Annotated in this window: 18 protein-coding genes and 1 pseudogene; 13 read left to right on the plus strand and 6 right to left on the minus strand. The window is 66.3% G+C overall.

The features are described from left to right. Nucleotides 1-2: 2 nt before the first annotated feature. The 3 genes from CBP34_RS04180 to CBP34_RS04190 are packed head-to-tail and all read right to left on the minus strand — an operon-like array spanning nucleotide 3 to nucleotide 5024. Nucleotides 3-1661, minus strand: coding sequence for an acetolactate synthase large subunit (locus tag CBP34_RS04180; RefSeq protein ID WP_094097381.1), 1659 nt, complete (start codon nucleotides 1659-1661; stop codon nucleotides 3-5). 26 nt (nucleotides 1662-1687) lie between these two features. After that, nucleotides 1688-3295, minus strand: coding sequence for an FAD-binding protein (locus CBP34_RS04185; protein ID WP_094097382.1), 1608 nt, complete (start codon nucleotides 3293-3295; stop codon nucleotides 1688-1690). Beyond that, nucleotides 3276-5024, minus strand: coding sequence for a SulP family inorganic anion transporter (locus CBP34_RS04190; protein ID WP_094097383.1), 1749 nt, complete (start codon nucleotides 5022-5024; stop codon nucleotides 3276-3278). Before CBP34_RS04190 ends, CBP34_RS04185 begins: the two co-directional genes overlap by 20 nt. Nucleotides 5025-5297: 273 nt before the next feature. On the opposite strand from CBP34_RS04190, the gene CBP34_RS04195 reads away from it, so the two are divergent. Beyond that, nucleotides 5298-5918 (plus strand): YitT family protein, encoded by a 621-nt coding sequence (locus tag CBP34_RS04195; protein ID WP_236748506.1) that lies wholly within the window; start codon nucleotides 5298-5300, stop codon nucleotides 5916-5918. 85 nt (nucleotides 5919-6003) lie between these two features. Here the strand turns inward: CBP34_RS04195 and metG are convergent, their stop codons facing one another. From metG to CBP34_RS04210, 3 genes and pseudogenes are all read right to left on the minus strand, one after another. Continuing rightward, the gene (gene metG / locus CBP34_RS04200) at nucleotides 6004-8088 is read right to left on the minus strand and encodes a methionine--tRNA ligase (protein WP_094097384.1); all 2085 of its coding nucleotides are present in this window, start codon (nucleotides 8086-8088) and stop codon (nucleotides 6004-6006) included. A 66-nt stretch (nucleotides 8089-8154) separates the two neighbouring features. After that, a pseudogene (locus CBP34_RS04205) lies at nucleotides 8155-9404 on the minus strand (patatin-like phospholipase family protein). 41 nt (nucleotides 9405-9445) lie between these two features. Beyond that, nucleotides 9446-10024 carry a restriction endonuclease gene (locus CBP34_RS04210; RefSeq protein ID WP_236748507.1) on the minus strand — a complete coding sequence of 193 codons (579 nt, stop codon included), beginning with the start codon at nucleotides 10022-10024 and terminating at the stop codon, nucleotides 9446-9448. 121 nt (nucleotides 10025-10145) lie between these two features. Here CBP34_RS04210 and apbC point away from each other — a divergent pair, with 121 nt between their 5' ends. The 12 genes from apbC to CBP34_RS04270 all read left to right on the plus strand — a co-directional run bounded on the left by apbC (nucleotide 10146) and on the right by CBP34_RS04270 (nucleotide 25367). Then, nucleotides 10146-11237, plus strand: a complete 1092-nt coding sequence (gene apbC / locus CBP34_RS04215) for an iron-sulfur cluster carrier protein ApbC (protein ID WP_094097385.1) — start codon at nucleotides 10146-10148, stop codon at nucleotides 11235-11237. Nucleotides 11238-11262: 25 nt separating this feature from the next. Next, nucleotides 11263-12219, plus strand: coding sequence for a LysR substrate-binding domain-containing protein (locus CBP34_RS04220; protein WP_094097386.1), 957 nt, complete (start codon nucleotides 11263-11265; stop codon nucleotides 12217-12219). Between the two features lie 174 nt (nucleotides 12220-12393). Next, complete coding sequence (locus tag CBP34_RS04225) at nucleotides 12394-14298, plus strand: NAD(P)H-dependent oxidoreductase subunit E (protein WP_418134705.1); 1905 nt, start codon at nucleotides 12394-12396, stop codon at nucleotides 14296-14298. Then, nucleotides 14295-17192, plus strand: coding sequence for a formate dehydrogenase subunit alpha (fdhF, locus tag CBP34_RS04230; protein WP_094097387.1), 2898 nt, complete (start codon nucleotides 14295-14297; stop codon nucleotides 17190-17192). The genes CBP34_RS04225 and fdhF overlap by 4 nt, the downstream gene beginning before the upstream one ends. A 37-nt stretch (nucleotides 17193-17229) precedes the next feature. After that, entirely contained in the window at nucleotides 17230-17784 is a 555-nt protein-coding gene (locus CBP34_RS04235) for a DUF3305 domain-containing protein (protein ID WP_094097388.1), read from the plus strand. Next, on the plus strand, nucleotides 17777-18499 hold the full coding sequence (locus CBP34_RS04240; RefSeq protein ID WP_094097389.1) for a DUF3306 domain-containing protein: 723 nt from the start codon (nucleotides 17777-17779) through the stop codon (nucleotides 18497-18499). The genes CBP34_RS04235 and CBP34_RS04240 overlap by 8 nt, the downstream gene beginning before the upstream one ends. Next, on the plus strand, nucleotides 18459-20528 hold the full coding sequence (locus CBP34_RS04245; protein ID WP_094099062.1) for a 4Fe-4S binding protein: 2070 nt from the start codon (nucleotides 18459-18461) through the stop codon (nucleotides 20526-20528). The genes CBP34_RS04240 and CBP34_RS04245 overlap by 41 nt, the downstream gene beginning before the upstream one ends. Continuing rightward, nucleotides 20525-21154: a TorD/DmsD family molecular chaperone gene (locus tag CBP34_RS04250; protein ID WP_086911536.1), complete on the plus strand. Its 630-nt coding sequence runs from the start codon at nucleotides 20525-20527 to the stop codon at nucleotides 21152-21154. Before CBP34_RS04245 ends, CBP34_RS04250 begins: the two co-directional genes overlap by 4 nt. A 136-nt stretch (nucleotides 21155-21290) precedes the next feature. Then, nucleotides 21291-21500, plus strand: coding sequence for a formate dehydrogenase (locus tag CBP34_RS04255; protein ID WP_086911537.1), 210 nt, complete (start codon nucleotides 21291-21293; stop codon nucleotides 21498-21500). 14 nt (nucleotides 21501-21514) lie between these two features. Beyond that, nucleotides 21515-24484, plus strand: coding sequence for a formate dehydrogenase subunit alpha (locus CBP34_RS04260; protein ID WP_094097390.1), 2970 nt, complete (start codon nucleotides 21515-21517; stop codon nucleotides 24482-24484). 29 nt (nucleotides 24485-24513) lie between these two features. Then, complete coding sequence (fdh3B, locus tag CBP34_RS04265; protein ID WP_086926746.1) at nucleotides 24514-25134, plus strand: formate dehydrogenase FDH3 subunit beta; 621 nt, start codon at nucleotides 24514-24516, stop codon at nucleotides 25132-25134. Then, a complete protein-coding gene (locus CBP34_RS04270; RefSeq protein ID WP_086926747.1) occupies nucleotides 25131-25367 on the plus strand; it encodes a hypothetical protein in 237 nt (78 codons plus the stop codon). Before fdh3B ends, CBP34_RS04270 begins: the two co-directional genes overlap by 4 nt. The last annotated feature ends 5 nt before the right edge of the window (nucleotides 25368-25372 follow it).

The raw sequence follows: 25372 nt of genomic DNA on the forward strand, positions 1-25372 counted from the left end.
GCTTACGGGGCAATCTTGCGCTTCAGCGCCCGCGCCACCGCCGGTGGCAGGCTCGGCAGCGAGCGCAGCAGCCAGGGCAGCAGCTTGCGCTTGAGCCCGCTGAGCGACTGCGGCACCATCGCCTCGATCAGGTGCGGCCCGGGCGTGGCCAGGGCGTGCTCCAGCGCCCGCACAAACTCCTCCGCCGTAGTGGTGCGCACGCCGTGCACGCCCATGCCCTGCGCGAGCTGGGCGAAGTGGATCACCGGGCCCGTCAGGTGCAGTTGCGACCGGGCCTTGGCGCCCACTTTTTCGGCGCCCACACGCTCCAGCTCCACGTTGAGCACCGAATACGAGGCGTTGTTGAAGATGACCGAGACGACATTGAGCTTCTCGCGCGCCATGGTCCACAGCGCCTGGATGGTGTACATCGCCGTGCCGTCGCCGATCAGCGCGAGCACCGGGCGTGTCGGGCAGGCGATGGCCGCGCCGATGGCGTTGGGCAGGCCCTGGCCGATGGCGCCGCCCGTGAGGGTGATGAGGTCGTGGCGCGGCGCGCCGGCGGTGAAGGGCGCGAGCATCAGCCCCGAGGTGATGGCTTCGTCGATGACGATGGCGTTCTCGGGCAGCAGGTGGCCCACGGCCTTGCACACCTTCTCGGCGGTGAGCTTGCCGCGTGGTCGCCCAGGGCGGGCGGGGGCCTGCAGCGCGGGCTGGGTCTGGGCGGCACCCAGGGCCTGGGCGAGTTTTTCCAGGCTGGCGGCAGCGTCCTGCGCGGGCGTGGAGAGCGGGTGCACGGTGCAGCCGTCGGGCACCAGGTCGCTCTTTTTGCCCGGGTAGGCAAAGAACGACACCGGCGCCTTGGCGTCCACCAGAATCAGGTGCTCAATGCCCGCCAGCTGCACCCCGGCCAGTTCGGCCAGGTAGGCGATGCGCTCAACAAAGGGCAGGCTCGCGCCGCGCTCCAGCCGGGTGGGAAACACCTCGGCGAACACCTTCACGCCGCTGTGCGCCGCGATGCGCGCAGCGGCCCGCAGGCCGGGCTCGCGCAGCGCCTGCCCGCCCAGCAGCAGCGCGGCCTTGCCGCCCGCACGCACTGCCTGAGCGATGGCTTGCACCGTGGCATCGTCCGCCGCCCCGGGGCGCGGCGGCGGCGGTGGCGCGCAGGGCACGCCGCCCTCGCCCCACGATACATCGGCCGGCAGGATCAGCGTGGCCACCTGGCCGGGCAGGCCGCGCGCGGCGGCGATGGCGTCCACGGCATCCTTGCAGAGCCGGGCCGTGCTCTGCGAGGTGCGCACGAAGCCGGGCGACACATTGCGCGCCACGGTCTCAATGTCGGACTGCAGCTGCGCGTCGTACTGCGTGTGGGTGGTGGCATGGTCGCCCACGATGTTGACCACCGGCACCTTGCCCTTGCGCGCGTTGTGCAGGTTGGCCAGGCCGTTGCCCAGGCCGCAGCCCAGGTGCAGCAGCGTGGCGGCGGGCTGGCCGGCCATGCGCGCGTAGCCGTCGGCCGCGCCCGTGGCCACGCCCTCGAACAGGCACAGCACGGCACGCATCGCGGGCGCGCTGTCGAGCGCGGCGACGAAGTGCATTTCTGACGTGCCGGGGTTGGTGAAGCAGGTGGTGATGCCGGCATCGACCAGTGTTTGCATCAGGGCGTGGGCGCCGTTGGGCATGGGGTCTCCTGGGGTTTCGCTATTTTTCAGCCAGCGTTGATGGAGCGCGCGGTGGCCCGCGCGGTCAGGATGCAGCCGGGCAGGAAGGTGCCCTCCAGCGAGCGTTTGCCGCTGGCGCCACCGCCGCCAAAACCTGCCGCCTCGCCCACGCAGTACAGGCCGTCAATGGGCTGGTCGACGCCGTCGAGCACCCGGCTCGCCAGATCGGTCTGCAGGCCGCCCAGGCTTTTGCGCGTGATGAGCTGCATCTGGATGGCGATGTACGGCCCGGCACCGGGCTTTTGCAGTGGCGCGGGCACGCAGGTGCGCAGCTTGTCGGGCCCCCACTGGCGCGCGTGCAGGATGCGGCGGATCTGGTCGTCGTTGTGCAGCTTGTCCTGGTTCGCAAAGTTGGCGTCGAAGGTGTCTGCCGTGGCCTGCAGCACCTCGGGCTGCACATCCTGCGAGCCGGTCAGCGCGTTCATCTTGGCGGCCAGGCCAGCGAGCGTGTCGTCCACCAGGAAATGTTTGCTCTCGGCGGCCATCTGCTTGACCAGCCGATGGTTGCCCAGCAGCGTTTCCTTGAGGAACGCGGGGAACTGCATGTCGCGGATGCGCTGGTTGTGCTCGGCACCCGAGATGGCGAACTCCTTGGCTGCGATGCGCCAGTTCAGCAGGTGCCAGGTCCAGGGCTTGTCCTGCGCCGCGACGCGCTGGCACAGCCAGTGGGTGTCAAAACCCGTCACCAGCGGCTCGGGGCCGATGCGCCGGCCCTGGTGGTCGAGCCACAGTGCCGATTTGCACGGAATGGTGGACAGGCCATGCCCCTCGAAATGCGGGAACGGGTGCGGAAAGCCGGCGGCGTAGTTCCACATTTCGCCCGCGTGCGTGATGCGCGCGCCGAGCGCTTCGGCCACCCAGTGGTGCATGCGGCCGTCGGCGAACGGGTGGGCGCCGTTGAGCATCGTTGCGGGCATGGGGCGGTCCTGGGGCCAGTTGGCGCGGGTCTGCGCGTGACTGCCGTTGATGCCGCCCATGGCCAGCACCACCACGGGGGCCTGCAGCCGCACTTCGGCGCCGGTCTCTTCGTTGGCCGCCAGCACGCCCGCCGTGCGGCCCTGCTGCAGGTCCAGCGCACTGGCGCGGTGGCGGTGCAGCACGGTGAGGCGCCCGCCCGTGCCGGCCTGGTGCATCGCGGCGATCATGCGGCGCGTGAGTTCGCGCGCCGTGCCCCAGACGATGTGGTAGCGCGGCACGCTGTTGCCCTCGCCAAAGCGCCCGCGCTCCACCCAGTTCACGGCGGGCATGAACGTCACGCCTTCGCCGATCAGCCAGTCGTACACGTCGGCGCGCGAATGCTCCACGTAGTGGCGTGCCCACTGCAGGGGCAGCGTGTCATGGGCATCGAGTTCGCCAAAGCGCACCCAGTCGCGCAGCGCGGCTTCGGGCGTGTCGGGGATCTTCATGCGCGCCTGCAGCGGCGTGCCTACCAGCGCCATGCCGCCAAACGCCCACAGGGCCAGGCCGCCCAGGCGCTCTGGCGAGTCGCGGTCCACCAGCGCGACGCTGCGGCCCGCGCGCAGGCATTCGAGCGCGGTCACGATGCCGGCCAGCCCGCCGCCGACGATCACCACGTCATGGCGCTGTGCTCCCATGGTTTGTCTCCTCTCGGTTCTTGTTGTGGTTCCCGGCGCTGGCCGCCTGCGCCGCGTTCTGCTCGGCCAGCCGGGCGCTGAAGCCCGAGCGTTCCATCAGCGAGCGTGGCTGCTCCTGCGCATCCACCACCCACAGCACGCCGCCGCGCTGGCCCACGGCCTTGAGAATCTGCTCCAGGCCTTCGAGGCCCGTGGTATCGAGCGCGAACAGGTCGCGTGCGTCCAGCACCACTTCGGGGCCCTCGGGCCCGGCCTCCACGGCCTGCACGATGGGGTCGATCTTGGCGGCCGCGCCAAAAAACAGCGCACCGTGCAGGTGCCAGGCCATGCGGGGGCGGGGGCCGGGCTCCAGTGCCAGCCCCTGTGCGTCCGCGGTGGCAGGGGTGGATGTAAGCGCGCGCTCGGCGCGGAACAGCGCGCTCATGCGCCGCACAAACAGCACGCACGACAGCACCAGCCCCACCTCCACCGCCACGGTGAGGTCGAACACCACGGTCAGCAAAAACGTGCCCAGCATCAGCAGCCGGTAGTGGTTGCTGAAATGCTTGAGGCGCGCAAACTCGTGCCATTCGCCCATGTTCCAGGCCACATGCAGCAGGATGCCCGCCAGCACCGCCAGCGGAATGTGCAGCGCCAGCGGCGCGGCCACCAGCACGATCACCGCCAGCGTGGCCGCATGCACCATGCCGGCAATGGGGCTGGTGGCGCCTGCGCGCAGGTTGGTGACGGTGCGGGCAATGGTGCCGGTGGCCGGCATGCCGCCGAAGAACGGCACCACGAAATTGGCCACGCCCTGCGCCATCAGCTCCTGGTTGGGGTCGTGCTTCTTGTAGTGCGGGTCGGTGGCCACCTGGTCGGCCACGCGCGCGCACAGCAGCGACTCGATGGCGCCCAAAAGCGCAATGGTGACCGTGGGCGTGACCAGCAGGCGCACCGTGTCCCACGAAAAATCGGGCAGCGCAAACGCCGGCAGTTGCTGCGGAATGCCGCCAAACTTGCTGCCGATGGTCTCCACCGGCATCTCCAGCCAGCGCGCCAGCGCCGTGAGCGTGACCAGCGCTACCACGGGCGCCGGAATGCGCGCAAAGCGGCGCACGGTGTGGCCCTCGGCCACGCGCAGCACCGGCGAGCCCTGCACAAACAGCCGTGGCCACAAGAACAGTCCGCCCAGGCAGGCGGCGCCCAGCGCCAGCGCATGGGGGTTGAAGCTGCCGATGTGCAGGGCCAGCGTGTGCACCTGCGAGAAGAAATTGCCCGGCATCTTGTCGATGGCCAGCCCCAGCCAGTCCTTGAGCTGCGACAGCCCGATCAGCACCGCGATGCCGTTGGTGAAGCCGATGACGATGCTCACGGGCACGAAGCGCACCAGGTTGCCCAGCTTGAACATTCCGAGCAGGAACAGCAGCACCCCCGCGCAGGCCGTGGAGATCAGCAGGTTGGCCACGCCATAGCGCTCGACGATGCCGTACACGATGACGATGAAGGCCCCCGCCGGCCCGCCAATTTGCACGTTGGTGCCGCCCAGCAGCGCGATCAGAAAGCCGCCGATGATGGCCGTCCACAGCCCCGCCTCGGGCTTGAGCCCGCTGGCGATGGCAAAGGCCATGGCCAGCGGCAGCGCCACGATGCCCACCGTGACACCCGCGCCCACATCGGCCAGCCAGCGGCTGCGGCTGTAGCCGCGCAGCGCATCCAGCAGGCGGGGGCGGAAGGCAAACGAAAAACGCATGGATGGATGGAGTGGATGCGGGTGAAGAACGAAAAAGGCCCGGGCCGGTGCGCCAGTGTAGTGAGCCAGTGACGAAGTGCAACCGTGGCGGCCGCGACCCGATCGCCTGCCGTCCATTTCGACGCTATTTTTCTAATAGCTGATGGCGCTTGATTGGCAAGCGCTACAGGCCGATATGATTGAAAATCGTGCGGCGGGCCCCGTGGGCGCAGCGGTCAGCCGCCCCGCCGCCTGGCGCGTTGCTTGCTTGCCTCCACCCCCATGAATCCACCCATGCCTGTCGCCTCCACCCCGCCACCCTCCTTGCGCCACGGCCGGTTTGAAGATGTGCAGGCGCTGTTTGCCGGCACCTTGTTTGTGGCCATGGCGCTCATGCTGTTCAACCAGGCGGGCCTGCTGGTGGGGGGCACGGCGGGCGTGGCGTTCTTGCTGCACTACGTCACGGGCATCTCGTTCGGCAAGCTGTTTTTTGTAGTGAACCTGCCGTTTTACTGGTTCGCCTGGACGCGCATGGGGCGCGAGTTCACGATCAAGACCTTTGTCTGCGTGGCGCTGCTGTCGCTGCTGACCGAGCTGTTCCCGCATGTGATGCATGTGGACTACCTGAACCCGTTGTTCGCCTCGTTGCTGGGCGGCTTGCTGCTGGGCACGGGTTGCCTGTTTCTGGCGCGGCACCGCTCCAGCCTGGGCGGAGCCACGGTGGTGTCGCTGTACCTGCAAAGCCGCTATGGCATGCGGGCCGGCAAGGTGCAGATGATCATTGACGGCACGGTGGTGCTGCTGGCGCTGTTCATCGTGCCGGTGGAGCGCGTGGCGTATTCGGTGCTGGCCGTGCTGGTGATGAGCGGATTTCTGTGGATCAGCCACCGGCCAGGGCGCTACACGGCAGAGTGAGCGGGCGGGCTGTCGAGAGGTTTGCAACCACCAAAAAGAAAGGCCCCGAAGGGCCTTTGCATGGTCGCTGCGTGCGTGACAACGTTCAGCGCACGCGCATGCCCGGCGTGGCACCCGGCCAGGGGTTGAGCACGTAGATGCCGGGGTTGGCCTTTTCGTCGCCATGGCTGGCGGCCAGCACCATGCCTTCGCTTACGCCAAACTTCATCTTGCGCGGCGCCAGGTTGGCCACCATCACGGTGTGCTTGCCGATCAGGTCGGCGGGCTGGTAGGCGCTGGCGATGCCGCTGAACACGTTGCGGGTTTTGCCCTCGCCCACATCCAGCGTCAGACGCAGCAGCTTGGTCGAGCCTTCCACGGCCTCGCAGTTCACGATCAGCGCAATGCGCAGGTCGATCTTGGTGAAGTCGTCGATGGTGATGGTGGGGGCCAGTTCCTCGCCGCCGGGTGCCGCGTTTTCTGCAGCTGCTTGCGCTGATTCTGCCTGGGCTGGGGGCTCAAACAATGCTTCAAGCTGTTTGGCATCCACGCGCTGCATCAGGTGCTTGTATTCACCGATCACATGGCCCTTGCCGAGCATGGTGGTGGCGTCGGCAAACGTGAAGGGCTGCACCTTCAGGAAAGCCTCGACCTGCGCGGCCAGCGCCGGCAGCACCGGCTTGAGCAAGATGGTGAGCAGGCGGAACGCCTCGATGCAGGTGGTGCACACGTCCTGCAGGCGGCCTTCCATGCCGTCCTGCTTGGCCAGTTCCCAGGGCTTGTTCTGGTCCACGTAGGCGTTCACGCGGTCGGTCAGCAGCATGGTCTCGCGCAGGGCCTTGCCGTATTCGCGCTCGGCCAGCAGTTCGATGATGGAGGGCGCCACGGTGCGCAGGTGGTCCAGCAGCGCGTCGCCATCGGCCGACACTTCGCCCAGTGCGCCACCAAAGCGCTTGGCGATGAAGCCCGCCGCGCGCGAGGCGATGTTGATGTATTTGCCAATCAGGTCGCTGTTGACGCGGGCCATGAAGTCATCGGCGTTGAAGTCGATGTCCTCGTTGCGGCTGCTGAGCTTGGTGGCCAGGTAGTAGCGCAGCCACTCGGCGTTCATGGAGAGGCCCAGGTACTTGAGCGGGTCCAGGCCCGTGCCGCGGCTCTTGCTCATCTTCTCGCCGTTGTTTACCGTGAGGAAGCCGTGCACGAACACCGAATCGGGCACCTTGCGGCCGCTGAACTTCAGCGTGGCGGGCCAGAACAGCGTGTGGAAGGTGACGATGTCCTTGCCGATGAAGTGGTACTGCTCCAGCTGCGGGTCGGCCATGTAGGCTTCGTAGTCCTCGCCGCGCTTGTCGAGCAGGTTCTTCAGCGAAGCGAGGTAGCCGATGGGCGCATCGAGCCACACATAGAAGTATTTGCCCGGTGCGTCGGGCATCTCGATGCCGAAATAGGGCGCGTCGCGCGAGATGTCCCAGTCGCCCAGGCCCTCGCTGGTGCTGCCGTCGGGGTTGGTGCGCACGGTGAACCATTCGCGCACCTTGTTGGCCACCTCGGGCTGCAGGCGGCCGTTTTGCGTCCAGTCTTCCAGAAACGCCACGCAGCGCGGGTCCGACAGCTTGAAGAAGAAATGCTCTGAGCTTTTGAGCAGTGGCTTGGCACCCGACAGCGCGGAGTAGGGGTTGATGAGGTCGGTGGGCGCATACACGGCGCCGCAGACCTCGCAGTTGTCGCCGTACTGGTCCTTGGCGTGGCACTTGGGGCATTCGCCCTTGATGAAACGGTCGGGCAGGAACATGTTCTTCTCGGGGTCGAAGAACTGCTCGATGGTGCGCGTCTCGATCAGGCCATTGGCTTTGAGGTCACGGTAGATGTCTTGTGCCAGCTGGTGGTTTTCGGGCGCGTCGGTGCTGTGCCAGTTGTCGAATTCGATGTGAAAGCCATCGAGATACTGCTTGCGCCCGGCGGCGATGTCGGCCACGAACTGCTGGGGCGTCTTGCCGGCCTTTTCGGCGGCAATCATGATGGGCGCGCCGTGCGTGTCGTCGGCGCCGACAAAGTTCACCGCGTTGCCCAGCAGCCGCTGCGTGCGCACCCAGATGTCGGCCTGGATGTATTCCATGATGTGGCCGATGTGGAAGTTGCCGTTGGCATACGGCAGGGCGGTGGTGACAAAAAGTTTGCGTGCAGACGACATGAAAGCGACTTTCTCGGGCGGAACCCGCGATTTTAGGCGCTTCGGGGGCGTTTTGCCGACCCCGCGTCAGCGGTGCAGGCCGGTTCGCAGTTCGGTGCCGGTGTCTTTCCAGCCAAAGAATTGGCATACCTCGGCCCGCCGGGCCAGGGTGTCCTTGCGGCCCAGGGCCATCAGCTCCTGGGTGTAGCCCCGCTCGAACAGCAGGTAGCTGGCCAGCGCCGCGCCGCGCACATCGGCCATGTTCGTGGTCACGCCCAGGGCGCCCAGCATGGCGCGCACGGGGCCGGGCAGGTCGCCCACATGGCGGGCGGCGATGGCATCGAGCCGCTGCGAGGGGGCGATGACCAGCAACTCGACGGGGCGCAGCGGGCTGTGCAAGCGCTTTTCTTCAGGAATCAGCGACAGTGTGTGGTTGATGCGCTTGACCCGCTCCACATCGACCGACAGGGCATCCAGAAAGATGTTGGCCAGCGCATGCCCGGCAATCTGTGCCAGCGAGGGGTAATTGGCCGTGGGCGCGGCGGCACTGTCTCCCTGGGGCTCGTGCATGCGGCCCGCCCCGATGACCAGCACGCGCTCGGCCCCCAGGTGGATGGCCGCCGCGATGGGGGCCGACTGGCGCATGGAGCCGTCACCAAAATATTCGGTGTGGCCGTCGATGGCCAGGCCCTTGGCGGGAAAGACGAAGGGAATGGCCGAAGACGCCAGCAGGTGCTCGTGCGTGATGTGGTCGCGCACCGCCTTGCGCTGCGAGCGCACCCAGGGTTGCACGGCCTGGGCCGACTCGAAGAAGGTGACATGCTCGCCCGAGCTGTAGCTCGACGCCGTCACTGCCAGCGCGGTGAGGTGCCCCTTGTGCATGAGCCGGGGCAGGCGCATGAGCGGCACCATCTTGGCCAGCAGCTTTTCAAGCGGTGCGTTGTCCAGCAGCGACCGCGGCCGCAGGCGCCGCCAGCGCGCCAGCGCCCAGCCCAGTGACACCAGCGTGAGCCAGCGCGCACCGCTGCGCATCACGCTGAACGGATCGGCGCCATACACCTGGCCTGCATGGAACTGGCGCCACACGCGGGCAATGCGGCGCACGGTGCGGTCGAAATCATCGGCGCCACAGGCCAGCGCGGCAGCGTTGATGGCCCCGGCCGAGGTGCCCGTGATGATGGGAAACGGATTGGGCTGGCGGCTTGCGCCGCAGGCGTGGCGCAGGTCGGCAATCGCCTCCAGCACCCCCATCTGGTAGGCGGCCCGTGCGCCCCCCCGGTGAGTAGCAGGCCAGTGCGGGGCGATGGGGCCTGGGGTGCTTGGGCGGCGGCTGGCATGGCGCGAAGCGGCGGGCTATCTTGCTGTAGCGTGGCGTTTCTCAGGGCTTGGTCAGCAGCAAAGCGGCCAACGTGTCATCCTGAACGATGGTGATGCCGTGGTCGCGCGCATACAGCCGGGCGTTGTCGCTGAGGCTGCCCTGGGCCAGCACATACAAACCCGTGGCGGCCCCGCGTTGCTCCATGGCGGCGCGCAGCTCGCGCAGCGGCTCCACGCCGTGGGTGGCGGCTTTCCACCGGCGGGCGCTGGCCAGCGTGGTGCTGCCGCTCTTTGCCAGGCAGAAATCGGCGGCGCCGTTGCCGGGAACGCGTTCGACGGTGTAGCCCGCGCGCGTCCAGGCGGCCGCGAGCGTATTGGCAAAGTCACGCCAGGGCATGGTGGCGACAGCGCCGAGCATCTCGGTTACTTTGGCGGGATGGGGTGCGCGCAGTTGCTTCCAGGCGGCCACGCAGCCCACCACAAAGATGGGAAAACCGGCCAGCGCACCCACCACGAAATACTCCTTGGGCAGCAGCGCACCTGCGGCCAGGACGATGAGGCCCACCACCACAAAACTGACCCACCAAGGCGAGCGCAGCAGCATGGCAAACAGGGATTTCTCGGCCATCTTGAATTTCACGGAGGTCCTTTTTGTTTCGAATTGAGGGGGGTGCCGGCTGCGGCAAAGCGTGCGTATTGTCCTTTACGCGCCGGGGGAACAGCGCTTGGATAGACTACCCGTCTCTTCTGGAGTTTATTGAATGGCAGTCACCGAACAGGGCCTCTTGGCCGCACTTTCCAGCGTGCTGGATCCCCATACCGGCAAGGATTTCGTCAGCACCCGCGCTCTGCGCAATGTGCAGATCACTGGTGGCGATGTGGCCTTTGACGTGGAGCTGGGCTACCCCGCCAAGAGTGTGGTGCCCGAGCTGCGCCGCAGCCTGGTGGCTGCCGCCAAGGGCGTTGCGGGCGTGGAGAACGTGTCGGCCAACATCACCACCAAGGTGATTGCGCATGCCGTGCAGCGCGGCGTGCAGCTGTTGCCGCAGGTCAAGAACATCATTGCCGTGGCCTCCGGCAAGGGCGGCGTGGGCAAGAGCACCACCGCTGCCAATCTGGCCCTGGCCCTGGCGGTCGAGGGCGCCAGCGTGGGCGTGCTGGACGCCGACATCTACGGCCCCAGCCAGCCCATGATGCTGGGCATCAACCGCCGTCCCGAAAGCGACGACGGCAAGACCATGGAGCCGCTGGAGAACTACGGCGTGCAGGTCATGTCCATCGGCTTCCTGGTGGACCAGGACGAAGCCATGATCTGGCGCGGCCCCATGGCCACGCAGGCGCTGGAGCAGCTCTTGCGCCAGACCAACTGGAAGGACCTGGACTACCTCATCATCGACATGCCCCCCGGCACGGGCGACATCCAGCTCACGCTGAGCCAGCGCGTGCCCATGACCGGCGCCGTGATCGTCACCACGCCGCAGGACATCGCCCTGCTGGACGCCAAGAAGGGCATCAAGATGTTTGAAAAGGTGGGCGTGCCCATCCTGGGCATCGTCGAGAACATGGCCGTGCATGTGTGCAGCAACTGCGGCCAGGTGGAGCACATCTTTGGCGCCGACGGCGGCAAGAAGATGGCGGCCGAATACGGCATGGACTACCTGGGTGCGCTGCCGCTCGACATGAGCATCCGCTTGCAGGCCGACAGCGGCAAGCCCACCGTGGTGGCCGACCCCGACGGGGACGTGGCCAAGATCTACAAGAAAGTGGCGCGCGACGTGGCGGTGAAGATCGCGCAGCAGGCCAAGGACTTTTCAAACAAGTTCCCGACGATTTCGATCAGCAAGAACACCTGATCCTTCTGAGCTGCCGCACTGCGCCATGAACCTGCTCGCGTCCCTGCGCTACCTGGTGGCGCTGCACGAGCATCGGCACTTCGGCCGGGCGGCGCAGGCCTGCCACATCACGCAGCCGGCCCTATCCAACGCGCTGCGTGCGCTGGAAAAAGAATTTGGCGTGGTGGTGGTGCGCCGTGGCCGCAGTTTTGAGGGCTTCACGCCCGAGGGCGAGCGTGTGCTGGCCTCGGCCCAGCGGATGCTGCACGAGCACCAGGTGCTGCAGCAGGATCTGAGCAGCGACGCCGCCCACCCGCGCGGCACGCTGCGGCTGGGGGCCGTACCCACGGCCATGCCTATCCTGGCGCGGTTTGCGGCGCAGCTGCAGGCACGGCACCCGGGCATCGTGCCTGTGGCGCTTTCGATGAGTGCGCAGGCGCTGGAGGCGGGGTTGGAGAATATTTCGCTGGACCTTGCGCTGGGCTACACCGAGCGCATGCCCGCACGCGGCGGGCAGCTGCGGGCCTGGCCGCAGTATGTGGAGCACTACTTTCTGCTGCGCCGGGCGCTCTGGCCACCCCAGGGCGCAGGGCGCGGACTGCAGATCGGCCCGCCCATGGCCTGGGCCGATGCAGCGGCCTTGCCGCTGTGCCTGCTCACCCCGGAGATGCACAACCGCAGCCTGGTCGATGGCGCCTTCCGCACGGCAGGCGCCACGGTCATGCCCGCCATGGAAACCGATTCGGTGCTGACCCTGGCGCTGAGCGTGGTGGCAGGCCAGGTGTGCAGCGTCTTGCCCGGTGCGCTGGTCGATGCGGTGCGCGGCCATGACGGGCTGGAGGCCTTGCCCCTGACCAACCCGGTGCTGACCACACCTATCGGATTCATGTCGCACCGGCAGGTGCAGCCTACCCGGGCGCTGGATGCGGCGCTGGCGCTGGCGCAGGCCCCCGACTGGCTGCAGCACGCCGCGGCGCACAGTGGGTCGCTGGCGGCGGGTTGACGTTTGCACGCTGCGGCATGGAGGCTGCAGGTGATTTGCGGCGCGCAGTCTTTTACGCCGTTTCATTTGTTTTTGTGATCGCCCCATGTGCATCAGCAATTTGACGCACGCGGCAGCCGTGCCCGACACTGCCACGGCGCGCCGGGCCTATGCAGGCGCCTTCATACAACAACCATGTACCCCATGCCCCTTGCTGAAGCCCCCACCGTCGCCACCGTGTCGGTCAACGACATGCGCGAACGCATCCGCCGCAAAAGCCGCCTCAAGGGCCGCCAGCCTGAAGACGCCGCGATGGCCGACGTGGCGCGGCTGCTGGGCCCGCGCCCGGCCGAAGGCTTCCGGCGCGACCTGCTCATTGAGTACCTGCACCGCCTGAACGACCACTTCGGCGTGCTGCACGACCGGCACCTGGTGGCGCTGGCAAAGCAGCTGAACCTGCCCATGGCCGAGGTGTATGAGGTCGCCAGCTTTTATCACCACTTCGAGATCGTGCGCGGCGAGGAGGCGCAGGCGCCGCGCCTGGTGCTGCGCGTGTGCGACAGCCTGAGCTGCAGCCTGGCGGGTGCGCGCGAGCTGCTGGCCGCGCTGCCGGAGCGCCTGCGCGCGGCTGGTCAGGGCGATGTGCAAGTGCAGGCCGTGCCCTGCGTGGGCCGCTGCGAGCAGGCGCCCGTGGCCGTGGTGCATCAGTGCCCGGTGCCGCACGCCACCGTGGACACGGTGCTGGAAACAATCCGGTTGAAGCCCAATCGGGCCCTGGCGCTTCACCTACCAGCGCTGGCAGCTATCAATTTTGATATTGCGGCGCTGGCCGAACACAGCGTGCCTGCGCAGGCAGACCCGATCAGCCCCGCCCACACGGACCTGGCCACCTACCGCGCCCATGGCGGCTACCAGACGGCCGCCGCGCTGGTCAGCGGCGAAATGGATGCCGAGGCCGTGCTCGCAACCATGGAAGACTCGGGCTTGCGCGGCCTGGGCGGTGCAGGCTTCCCGGCGGGGCGCAAGTGGCGCATCGTGCGCGATCAACCCGCGCCGCGCCTGATGGCGGTGAACATCGACGAGGGCGAGCCCGGCACGTTCAAGGACCGCACGTATCTGGAGCGTGACCCGCACCGCTTTCTGGAAGGCGTGCTCGTCGCCGCCCAGGTGGTGGGCACCGAGGCGGTCTATATCTATCTGCGCGACGAGTACCACGGCTGCCGCGCGCTGCTTCAAAAGGCGCTGGATGATCTGCGCGCTCAGCCACCATGCCCCTTGCCACACATCGAGCTGCGACGTGGTGCGGGCGCCTACATCTGCGGCGAAGAGTCCGCCATGATCGAGAGCATTGAAGGCAAGCGTGGCGAACCCCGCATGCGCCCGCCCTACATTGCCCAAGTGGGCCTGTTCGGCCGGCCCACGCTGGAGCACAACTTCGAAACCCTGTACTGGGTGCGCGACATCGTCGAGCGCGGGCCAGCCTGGTTTGCCAGCTTCGGCCGACACGGGCGCAAGGGGCTGCGCAGTTTCAGCGTGAGCGGCCGCGTGAAGCACCCGGGCGTCAAGCTCGCGCCTGCGGGCATCACCGTGCAGGAGCTCATCGACGAATACTGCGGCGGCATGCTGGACGGCCACCAGCTCTACGCCTACCTGCCCGGCGGGGCCTCGGGCGGCATCCTGCCCGCGAGCCTGAACCACATTCCGCTCGATTTCGACACGCTGCAGCCCTATGGCTGCTTCATCGGCTCGGCCGCCGTCATCGTGCTCAGCCAGCACGACAGTGCGCGTGAAGCCGCCCTGAACGTGATGCGCTTTTTTGAACACGAAAGCTGCGGCCAGTGCACGCCCTGCCGCGTGGGCACGGCCAAGGCCGCCGCGCTGATGGAGGCGCGCCAGTGGGACGCCGACCTGCTCGACGACCTGGCCCAGGTGATGGCCGACGCGTCCATCTGCGGCCTGGGCCAGGCAGCGGCCAACCCCATCCATTGCATCCACAAATACTTTCCGCACGAGGTGGGCGAAGCGCCGTGGCCGGGCGACCTGCCCAAGCCGCGCAACAGTCCGCTCACCGAGCAATTGCCTGGAGCGTTGAAGCCATGAGCGCCGTATGGACCTCTGCCGTTGTGCAGCCCGGCGTGGCCTTCGAGCTGGACGGCCAGCCCGTCACCGCCCACCCTGGCGAAACCATCCTGAAAGCCGCGCAGCGCCACGGCGTGGACATCCCGCACCTCTGCTATTCCGACAGCCTGCGCCCCGATGGCAACTGCCGCGCCTGCGTGGTCGAGATTGCGGGCGAGCGCACGCTTGCCCCCAGCTGCTGCCGTGCGCCCACCGAAGGCATGAAGGTGCAGGCGGCCAGCCCGCGCGCGCGCAAGAGCCAGCAGATGGTGGTGGAGATGCTGCTGTCCGACATGCCGGATGTGGGCTACCGGTGGAACGATGGAGATAGAGAAACTCCTGAATTGATAGCTGGTAGCGCTTATCCCTTAAGCGATGGAGCCCAATTTGATTCAAAAACTGCTGAAACGATAGGCCAGCACGGCGAGCTGAGCGCCTGGGCTGATCGTCTGGGCGTGGCGGTGCGCCCAGCCCTCAAAGCCCTGCGCCGCCAGCAGCCCGCTGCCGACCTGAGCCACCCGGCCATGGCCGTGAATCTGGACGCCTGCATCCAGTGCAACCGCTGCGTTCGCGCCTGCCGCGAAGAACAGGTCAACGACGTGATCGGCTACGCGCTGCGCGGCGCGGACTCCAAGATCGTCTTCGACCTGGACGACCCCATGGCCGATAGCACCTGTGTGGCCTGCGGCGAATGTGTGCAGGCCTGCCCCACCGGCGCGCTCAGCCCCAAGACGCACATCGGCTCGCAAAAGGTGGACCGCAAGGTGGATTCGGTCTGCCCGTTTTGCGGCGTAGGTTGCCTCATCACCTACAACGTGCGCGATGAAAAAATCATCAGCGTGGAGGGCCGCGACGGCCCGGCCAACCACGGCCGCCTGTGCGTGAAGGGGCGCTTTGGTTTTGACTACGCCCACCACCCCGACCGCGTCACGGTGCCGCTGATCCGCAAGCCCGGCGTGCCCAAGGAGGTGCGGCCCTACGGCGCCGACTGGCGCGACACGTTCCGCGAAGCGACGTGGGACGAGGCGCTGGATTTGGCCGCAGGCCAGCTCAAGAGCCTGCGCGACACGCACGGCCCCAAGGCGCTGGCGGGCTTCGGCTCGGCCAAGGGCAGCAACGAAGAGGCCTACCTGTTCCAGAAGCTGGTTCGCACCGGCTTTGGCAGCAACAACGTGGACCACTGCACGCGGCTGTGCCATGCGTCCAGCGTGGCCGCGCTGCTCGAAGGTGTGGGCTCGGGCGCGGTGAGCAACCCGGTCAATGATGTGGAGCATGCCGAATTGATCTTCGTGATCGGCTCCAATCCCACGGCCAACCACCCCGTGGCAGCCACCTGGATGAAGAACGCAGCGCAGCGTGGCGCAAAAATCGTGCTGGCCGACCCGCGCGTCACCGACATTGGCCGCCACGCCTGGCGCACGCTGCAGTTCAAGGCCGACACCGACGTGGCCATGCTCAATGCGCTGATCCACACGGTGATCGACGAGGGCCTGGTGGATGAGGCCTTCATTCGCGACCGCGCCAACAACTTCGAGGCACTCAAGGCCAACGTGATGGGCTGCAGCCCCGAGGCCATGGCGCCGGTGTGCGGCATCCCGGCCGAGACGCTGCGCGAAGTGGCGCGTGCGTTTGCCACGGCCAGGGCGTCCATGATTTTGTGGGGCATGGGCGTGAGCCAGCACATCCACGGCACCGACAACGCGCGCTGCCTGATCGCGCTGTGCGCCGTCACCGGCCAGATCGGCAAACCCGGCTCGGGCCTGCACCCGCTGCGCGGCCAGAACAACGTGCAGGGCGCGAGCGACGCGGGGCTGATCCCCATGATGTTCCCCAACTACCAGCGCGTGGACAACGCGGGGGCACATGCGTGGTTTGAAAGCTTCTGGGGCACCAAGCTGGACGAGACACCCGGCTACACGGTGGTCGAGATCATGCACAAGGCCCTGGCGCCCGACACGGACCCGCACAAGGTGCGCGGCATGTACATCATGGGTGAAAACCCCGCCATGAGCGACCCCGACCTGAACCACGCGCGCCACGCGCTGGCCAGCCTGCAGCACCTGGTGGTGCAGGACATCTTTTTGACTGAAACCGCCTGGCTGGCCGACGTGGTGCTGCCCGCCAGCGCCTGGCCCGAGAAGACCGGCACGGCCAGCAACACCGACCGCATGGTGCAGATGGGCCGCCGCGCGCTGAACCCGCCTGGCAATGCGCGGCCTGATTTGTGGATCATCCAGCAGATGGCGACGCGGATGGGCTTGCAATGGAGCTACGAAGGCGAAGAATCTGGCGTGGCCGCCGTGTATGAAGAGATGCGTCAGGCTATGCACGGCAGTATTCAGGGCATCAGCTGGGAGCGGCTGGAGCGCGACTCCAGCGTGACCTACCCTTGCCTCACGGCGGACGACTCGGGCCAGCCCATCGTCTTCACCGAAACATTTCCCACCCCCACAGGCCGTCTGCACCTGGTGCCCGCCAGCATGATCCCCGCCGCAGAGACGCCTGACGCCAACTTCCCGCTGGTGCTCATCACCGGGCGCCAGCTGGAGCACTGGCATACCGGCAGCATGACGCGGCGCAGCGCCGTGCTGGACGCCATCGAGCCCATGGCTACGGCGTCGATGCATGGTGACGAGCTGGCGCGGCTGGGCGTGCAGCCCGGTGCGCTGGTGGGCATCCGCTCGCGGCGCGGCATGGTGCAGGTGCGCTTGCGGCGCGACGACGGCATGCCCCGCGGTACAGTGTTCATGCCCTTTGCTTATGTCGAGGCGGCGGCCAATCTGCTGACCAATGCGGCACTGGACCCGTTTGGCAAGATTCCGGAGTTCAAGTACTGCGCCGTGGCCATCACCGTGCTGCCGCCGCAAGGACAATGAGGGTGTTGGGGGCATTGCGCCGGGGTAAAGTCAGGCCATGTCCAACCGTCCCACTTCTGAAGTCGCCGTTCTGATGCGCCGCGAACGCATCGACAACCGCTGGCAGCCCTGGCGCTGGTCGCTGGCCGATGTGGTGCCCAACGAGCCCGCCTTTGGCGTCGAACCACGGCTGCTGCGGCAGGATGAGCGCGAAGAACAATGGTTGTTCCCCGGCTTTGCCGTGGAGCTGTTTCGTGACGATGCCGAGGGTTACCACCTCAACTTGGCATCGCCCGCGCCCTGCTGGTTCGTGATGTGGCGCATGGATGAAGACACGGGCACCGGCCTACCCCTGGCGCGCCCTGTGGAGGTGAGCCTGAGCTACCACGATGCGGGCCGCTGGCTCGATGCGCAGGAGTCCGTGGAGCAGGTGCCCGCCCCGACCGAGGTGCTCGAAGGCTTGCGCGCCTTTGTGGACGCAAATTACCAGCCCGAACCCAAGCGCCGAAAGCGCCCCGACAGCTTCCGGTCGCTGCAGGATCGGTTTGGCAACCCCGCGTCGGTATCCACCGAAAAGCTGCGCGGGGGTGGAGGAGGAGGGGGTCATGGCTGACGGATTTCTGGGGCGCTGGTCACAGCGCAAGCGGGACGCCCGCGAGGGCAAGCCGCTGCAAGAGCCCGCGCCCACCCCCACCCCTGTGCCGCCGGAACAGGCGGCAGCACCGCGCGGCGGCCAACAGCCAGTGAATGCGCAGGCTGCACCGGCCCCCGTGTCGGCAACACAACCACCCGTAGCGGCTGAGCCGCCGCCACCGCCCACGCTGGCAGACGTCCAGGCGCTGACTACCGATTCCGATTTCACGCCCTTCGTGGCCCGTGGTGTGGCCCCCGAGGTGCGCAATGCGGCCATGAAGAAGCTGTTTGCCGACCCCCACTACAACGTGATGGATGGGCTCGACATCTATATCGGGGACTATTCCCAGCCCGACCCGTTGCCCGCTGCCATGCTGCGCCAGATGGCCAGCGCCCAGTTTCTGGGTTTTTTTGACGACGAGAAGAAGCCGCAAGAGGCTGCGCCCGGCGCAGAGGCGCCGCCAATGGCCCCTGGCGCTGGTCAGGCTGGGGATGATGCGCAGGCAAGCGCCAGCGAAGGCGTGGCACAGTCGGGGGTATGCACGGAATTTCCTAGCACGCCGGTAACGGCCACGCGTTCGCACCCCGGCGAAGCGGCCGTGCCTGCCAGCCAATACCCACATGACCACGCTGATCTGCGACTGCAACCAGACGATGCCCCTCAACGCGAAAGCGCTGGGGGAAGCACTTCGTGAAGACCTGACCCTTCATTCCACCCTGTGCCGGCGTGATGCCGGTGCATTCCAGCGTGCGATCCAGAGCGGTGAACCCGTCGTGGTGGCGTGCACGCAGGAGCAGCGGCTGTTTGCCGACCTGGGGCAGCAGACCGAAGGCGCGCTTTCGCCCATCCGTTTCGTGAACATTCGCGAAACGGGCGGCTGGAGCCGCGATGCTGGCAAGGCCAGCCCCAAGATCGCGGCGCTGCTGGCCGCTGCCCATCTGCCCGAACCGGCACCGGTGCCGACGGTCACCTTCAAGAGCGCCGGGCGGCTGCTCATCATTGGCGCCCTTGATGCGGCGGAGCAGGCGGCCGCCCTGGTGTCCGATGTGCTGGATGTCACGCTGTTCACGCAGGGCCCCGGCAATGCCGGCGGGGCGCAGGCCCGGCGCTTTCCGGTGCTGGGCGGGCGCATCACGGGCCTCACGGGGTGGCTGGGCGCGTTCGAGTTGCAGTGGGCGGCCGACAACCCCATCGACCTCGATCTGTGTACGCGCTGCAATGCCTGCGTGGCGGCTTGTCCCGAGAATGCCATCGGGCTCGATTACCAGATTGACATGGCGGCCTGCCAGTCGCACCGCGCCTGCGTGAAGGTGTGCCAGGTGGCGGGCGCCATTGATTTCACCCGCGAGGCCGTGGCCCATCAGGAGCGTTTCGACCTGGTGCTGGACCTGCGCCCGGCAGACGCCACCCCCACCTTTTTGCAGCACGCGCTGCCGCAGGGCTACTTTCGCGGGGACGGCCGGGACATGGGCATGCTGCTGCGCCTGCGCGAGCTGGTAGGCGAGTTCGAGAAACCCAAGTTCTTTGCCTACAAGCAAAAGCTCTGCGCCCACAGCCGCAACGAAACCGTGGGCTGCAATGCCTGCGTGGACATCTGCTCGGCCGAAGCCATTGCCAGCGACAAGAGCCGCCAGCAAATCAAGGTGAACCCCAACCTGTGTGTGGGCTGCGGCGCCTGCACCACCGTGTGCCCTACGGGCGCGCTGACCTACGCCTACCCCGGCGCCACCGACCAGGGCCTGAAATTCAAGACCCTGTTGTCCACCTACGCGGCGGCAGGCGGCAAGGATGCCGTGCTGCTGTTGCACAGCCAGGAAGGTGGCCAGGCCCTGGTGGAAGAACTGGGCCGCGCGGCCCAGCTCAAGCTGGCGCACGGGGTCCCGGCGCATGTGCTGCCGGTGGCCTTGTGGCACACGGCCAGCACGGGGGTGGACTTGTGGCTCAGTGCCGTGGCTTTTGGCGCCGCGCAGATCGTGGTGTTGGTCACCAGCGAAGAGTCGCCGCAATACCTGGAGGGCCTGGAGGCGCAAATGGCGGTGGCGCAGGCCATCCTCCATGGCCTGGGCTATGCGGGCACCCATCTGAAGCTGCTGCGCGCGCGCAACCCGATGGATCTGGATGCCGGCCTGCAGGCCCTCTCGCAGACGCGCCAGACCGTGCCGGGGACGGCGGCGCGCTTTGCCGTGGCGCAGGAGAAGCGCAGCACGCTGGAGATGGCACTCGACCACCTGATTGCCCAAGCCCCGCTGCCCGCGGCGCAGCGGCCCGAAGCCATTGCGCTGCCTGCGACCGGCGCGCCGCTGGGCACCATCACGGTCGACAAGGACCGCTGCACCCTGTGCCTGAGCTGCGTGAGCGCCTGTCCGGCCAGTGCGCTGCAGGACAACCCGCAGCTGCCGCAGCTGCGGTTCATCGAGCAAAACTGCGTGCAGTGCGGCCTGTGCGCCACCACCTGCCCCGAAGACGCCATTGCGTTGCAGCCGCGCCTGTTGCTTACGCCCGAGCGAACCCAGTTGCGCGTGCTCAACGAAGCCAAACCCTGGGCCTGCGTGCGCTGCAGCAAGCCCTTTGGCACCGTCAAAGCCATCGAGGCCATGCTGGGCAAGTTGTCGGGCCACCCCATGTTCCAGGGCGAGGCGCTGGAGCGACTCAAGATGTGCAGCGATTGCCGCGTCATCGACCTGTATTCCTCCCAAAGCGAAACGAAAGTGACCGACCTGTGAGCGATTCCCTTTCCCTGAACGCGGCCGGCAGTTCGGCGCTGGACGAAGAAACCGCGCGCGCCGAGTTGTATGGGCTGCTGGCGCAGCTTTACTACGCCAGGCCCACGCCGGAAACCCTGGCTGCACTGCGCGTCGCGGTCACCGAAGCCCCCATGGAGGGCGGATTTTTGCAGGAGCCCTGGCAGCAGCTGGTGGGAGCCGCACGGGCCCAGGACGACGCGGCCATTGCCGCAGAGTTTGACCGCCTGTTTGGCGGTGTGGGCAAGCCTGAAGTGTATTTGTATGGTTCTCACTATCTGAGCGGATTTCTGAACGAAAAGCCGCTGGTGCGCTTGCGCACCGACCTCGCAGCGCTGGGCCTGGCGCGCACCGAGGCGATGCCGGAAACCGAAGACCATGTGGCCTACCTGTGCGAAGTGATGCGCTACCTGGTCGCGGGCGATGACATGGCTGTCTGCAACCTGACGGCGCAACGCAACTTTTTTGCGACACATCTGCAGCCCTGGATTTTGCAGTTGTGCGATGCCTTGCAGGGACAGCCGACCGCGCACTTTTATGCCGCGCTGGCCCATTTCACGCGGGCTTTCGTGGCAGTGGAGGCCCAGGGCTTCGACATGCTCGAATGACGGTGCAATCCTCTCGACGGTCTGTTTGTCCTGCGGTTCTTTCGGGCCAGGATGTGTCAGTCAATTGCAGGGATTTACACACTGTCTTAGACTGTATGCAAATACGTTCATAACTGCTAGCTACCTGGAGACATGTATGCCGGATCGCCAGCCCAATTCTTCCCGCCGTAAATTCTTTGCCGGTGCCGCCACGGCAGGCGCCGCCGCTGCTGCCGTGGCCACGCTGCCCCGCGTGGCCCCGGCCGATGCCGTGGTAGCCGAGCCCGCCCGTGTGGCCCCTGAAAAAGGCGGTGGCTACTACGTGTCGGCCCACATCAAGCAGTACTACAAAACCACCCAACTCTGACAGCGGGGCACGCCATGTTGCTTACCAAGAAGTCTTCGCACGCCCCTCAGGGCAATCCGTCATCCGTTTCGCCGTTCGTGCACAGCCTGCGTCGTGGTTTGTCACAGGCCCTGCCCACCATGGACCGGCGCTCTTTCCTGCGCCGTTCGGGCCTGGGTGTGGGTGTGGGTATTGCCGCCACGCAGCTCACGCTGGTCAAGAAGTCCAATGCCGCAGAAGGCGCCAAGGCGGGCATGGGCGACAGCAAGATCGAGGTGCGCCGCACGGTTTGCTCGCACTGCTCGGTGGGCTGCGCTGTGGATGCCGTGGTGGAAAACGGCATCTGGGTGCGCCAGGAGCCTGTATTCGACTCGCCGATCAACCTGGGCGCACACTGCGCCAAGGGTGCGGCCCTGCGCGAGCATGGCCACGGCGAATACCGTCTGCGTTACCCGATGAAGCTGGTCAACGGCAAGTACGAGCGCATCAGCTGGGACACGGCCCTGAACGAGATCACGGCCAAGATGCAGGAGCTGCGCAAGGCCAGCGGCCCTGATAGCGTGTACTTTATTGGCTCCTCCAAGCACAACAACGAACAGGCGTACCTGCTGCGTAAGTTCGTGAGCTTCTGGGGCACCAACAACTGCGACCACCAGGCACGTATCTGCCATTCCACTACCGTGGCGGGCGTGGCCAACACATGGGGCTACGGCGCCATGACCAATTCGTACAACGACATGCAAAACAGCAAGGTCGCTCTGTACATCGGCTCCAATGCGGCCGAAGCCCACCCGGTGTCCATGCTGCACATGTTGCACGCCAAGGAAACCGGCTGCAAGATGATCGTGGTGGACCCGCGCTTCACGCGCACGGCGGCCAAGGCCGACGAATACGTGCGCATCCGCTCCGGCACCGACATCCCCTTCCTGTTCGGCCTGCTGTACCACATCTTCAAGAACGGCTGGGAAGACAAGAAGTACATCAACGACCGTGTCTATGGCATGGACAAGGTGCGTGACGAAGTGCTGGCCAAGTGGACGCCTGACAAGGTGGAAGAGGCCTGCGGCGTCAAGGAAGACCAGATGTTCAAGGTCGCCAAGATGCTGCACGACAACAACCCCGGCACCATCGTCTGGTGCATGGGCCAGACACAGCACAGCATCGGCAATGCCATGGTGCGCGCCTCGTGCATCCTGCAGCTGGCTTTGGGCAATGTTGGCAAGAGCGGCGGCGGCACGAACATTTTCCGGGGCCACGACAACGTGCAGGGCGCCACGGACGTGGGCCCCAACCCCGATTCGCTGCCCGGCTACTACGGCCTGGCCGAAGGTTCGTGGAAGCATTTCGCGGCCGTGTGGGGTGTGGACTTCGAGTGGATCAAGAAGCAATTTGCATCGCCCGCAATGATGTCCAAGAATGGCATCACGGTGTCGCGCTGGATTGACGGCGTGCTGGAGAAAAACGAGCTGATCGATCAGGACTCCAACCTGCGCGGCGTGTTTTATTGGGGCCATGCTCCCAACTCGCAAACCCGTGGCCTCGAAATGAAGCGCGCGATGGACAAGCTGGATCTGCTGGTGGTGGTGGATCCTTACCCGTCGGCGACCGCTGCCATGGCGGCCATGCCGGGCAATCCAGACGACCTGAACAAGGACCGAGCGGTTTACCTGTTGCCTGCGGCCACACAGTTCGAGACCAGTGGCTCGTGCACGGCGTCGAATCGTTCGCTGCAGTGGCGCGAAAAGGTGATCGAGCCTCTCTGGGAAAGCCGCAGTGACCACATGATCATGCACCAGCTCGCCGAGAAGCTGGGCTTTGCGGCAGAGCTGTCCAAGAACTACAAGATGCAGAAGGTCAAGGGCATGGATGAGCCCATGGTGGAGGACATCCTGCGCGAAATCAACCGCAGTGTCTGGACCATTGGATACACCGGCCAGAGCCCCGAGCGCCTGAAGGCCCACATGAAGAACATGCATTTGTTCGATGTGAAAACCCTCAAGGCCAAGGGCGGCAAGGACAAGGAAACGGGGTACGACTTTGCCGGCGACTACTTCGGGCTGCCCTGGCCTTGCTATGGCACACCCGAGCTCAAGCACCCGGGTTCCCCCAACCTGTACGACACCTCCAAGCATGTGATGGATGGTGGCGGTAACTTCCGCGCCAACTTTGGCGTCGAAAAGGATGGTCAGAACCTGTTGGCCGAAGATGGATCGCACTCGCTGGGTGCTGAAATCACTACCGGCTACCCCGAGTTTGACCATGTGCTGCTCAAGAAGCTGGGCTGGTGGGACGATCTTTCCGATGCGGAAAAAGCCAAGGCCGAAGGCAAGAACTGGAAGACCGACCCCACGGGTGCCATCATCCGCGTGGCCATGAAGCATGGTTGCCACCCGTTTGGCAACGCCAAGGCCCGTGCCGTGGTGTGGAACTTCCCCGATGCCATTCCGCAGCACCGCGAGCCCCTCTATGGCACGCGTCCTGACCTGGTGGCCAAGTACCCCACGCACGACGACAAGAAGGCCTTCTGGCGCCTGCCCACGCTTTACAAGAGCCTGCAGGACAAGAACGTGGCCGACAAGGTGTACGAGAAGTTCCCGCTCATCCTGACTTCCGGCCGTCTGGTCGAATACGAAGGTGGTGGCGAGGAAACCCGCTCCAACCCCTGGTTGGCCGAGCTGCAGCAAGAGGCGTTTGTGGAGATCAACCCCAAGACGGCTGCCGACCGGGACATTCGCAACGGCGAGCGTGTGTGGCTGAGCTCCCCCACGGGCGCGCGCCTTAACGTGCAGGCGCTGGTGACCGAACGCGTCGCACCAGACACGGTCTGGATGCCATTCCACTTTTCTGGCCGCTGGCAAGGCGCCGACATGCTCGCGCACTATCCGAAGGGGGCCGCCCCGGTTGTGCGTGGCGAGGCTGTGAACACGGCCACTACCTATGGTTACGACAGCGTGACCATGATGCAGGAAACCAAGACCACGATCTGCAACGTGGAACGGGCGTGAGCACGCGGCACTGACCAGGAGACAGAACAATGGCACGAATGAAATTCATCTGCGATGCAGAGCGCTGTATCGAATGCAACGGCTGCGTCACCGCCTGCAAGAACGAGCACGAAGTACCGTGGGGCGTGAACCGCCGCCGCGTGGTCACCCTCAATGATGGTGTTCCCGGCGAAAAATCCATCTCGGTGGCCTGCATGCACTGCAGCGATGCGCCTTGCATGGCCGTGTGTCCCGTGAACTGCTTTTACCGCACGGACGAAGGCGTGGTGTTGCACGACAAGGATGTCTGCATCGGCTGCGGTTACTGCAGCTATGCCTGCCCGTTTGGTGCCCCCCAGTTTCCGTCGCAAGGCACATTTGGCGTGCGCGGCAAGATGGACAAGTGCACTTTCTGCGCTGGCGGTCCCGAGGCCAATGGCAGCCAGGCAGAGTTCGAGAAATATGGCCGCAACCGCCTGGCCGAAGGCAAGCTGCCCGCCTGTGCCGAAATGTGCTCTACCAAGGCCCTGCTGGCCGGTGACGGCGATGTGGTGGCGGACATCTTCCGCAACCGCGTGATGCAGCGCGGCAAGGGCGCCGAAGTGTGGGGCTGGGGCACGGCCTACGGCACTCATAAGGGTGCCCAGCCACCTGCAGGAGCCAAGTCATGATGCGTATTTCCATTACCCTGACTGCGGTGCTGGCCCTTGCCGGCCTGGCCGCCTGCTCCGAAAAGCCGCAAACCGGTGGTGGCATCAAGAACGATGCAGCGCCCTACGCGGGCACCGGCAGCAATTTCACCCAGCCGGGCTGGAAGGCGGGCGACAAGACCAGCTGGGAGCAGCAGCTGAAGGCGCGCCAGCAATACGGCCAGAACGAATACACCCGCACCCAATCCAAGTGAGGCCC

This window comes from Acidovorax carolinensis (assembly GCF_002157145.1).
In the GTDB taxonomy this organism is placed as follows: Bacteria; Pseudomonadota; Gammaproteobacteria; order Burkholderiales; family Burkholderiaceae_C; genus Acidovorax; species Acidovorax carolinensis.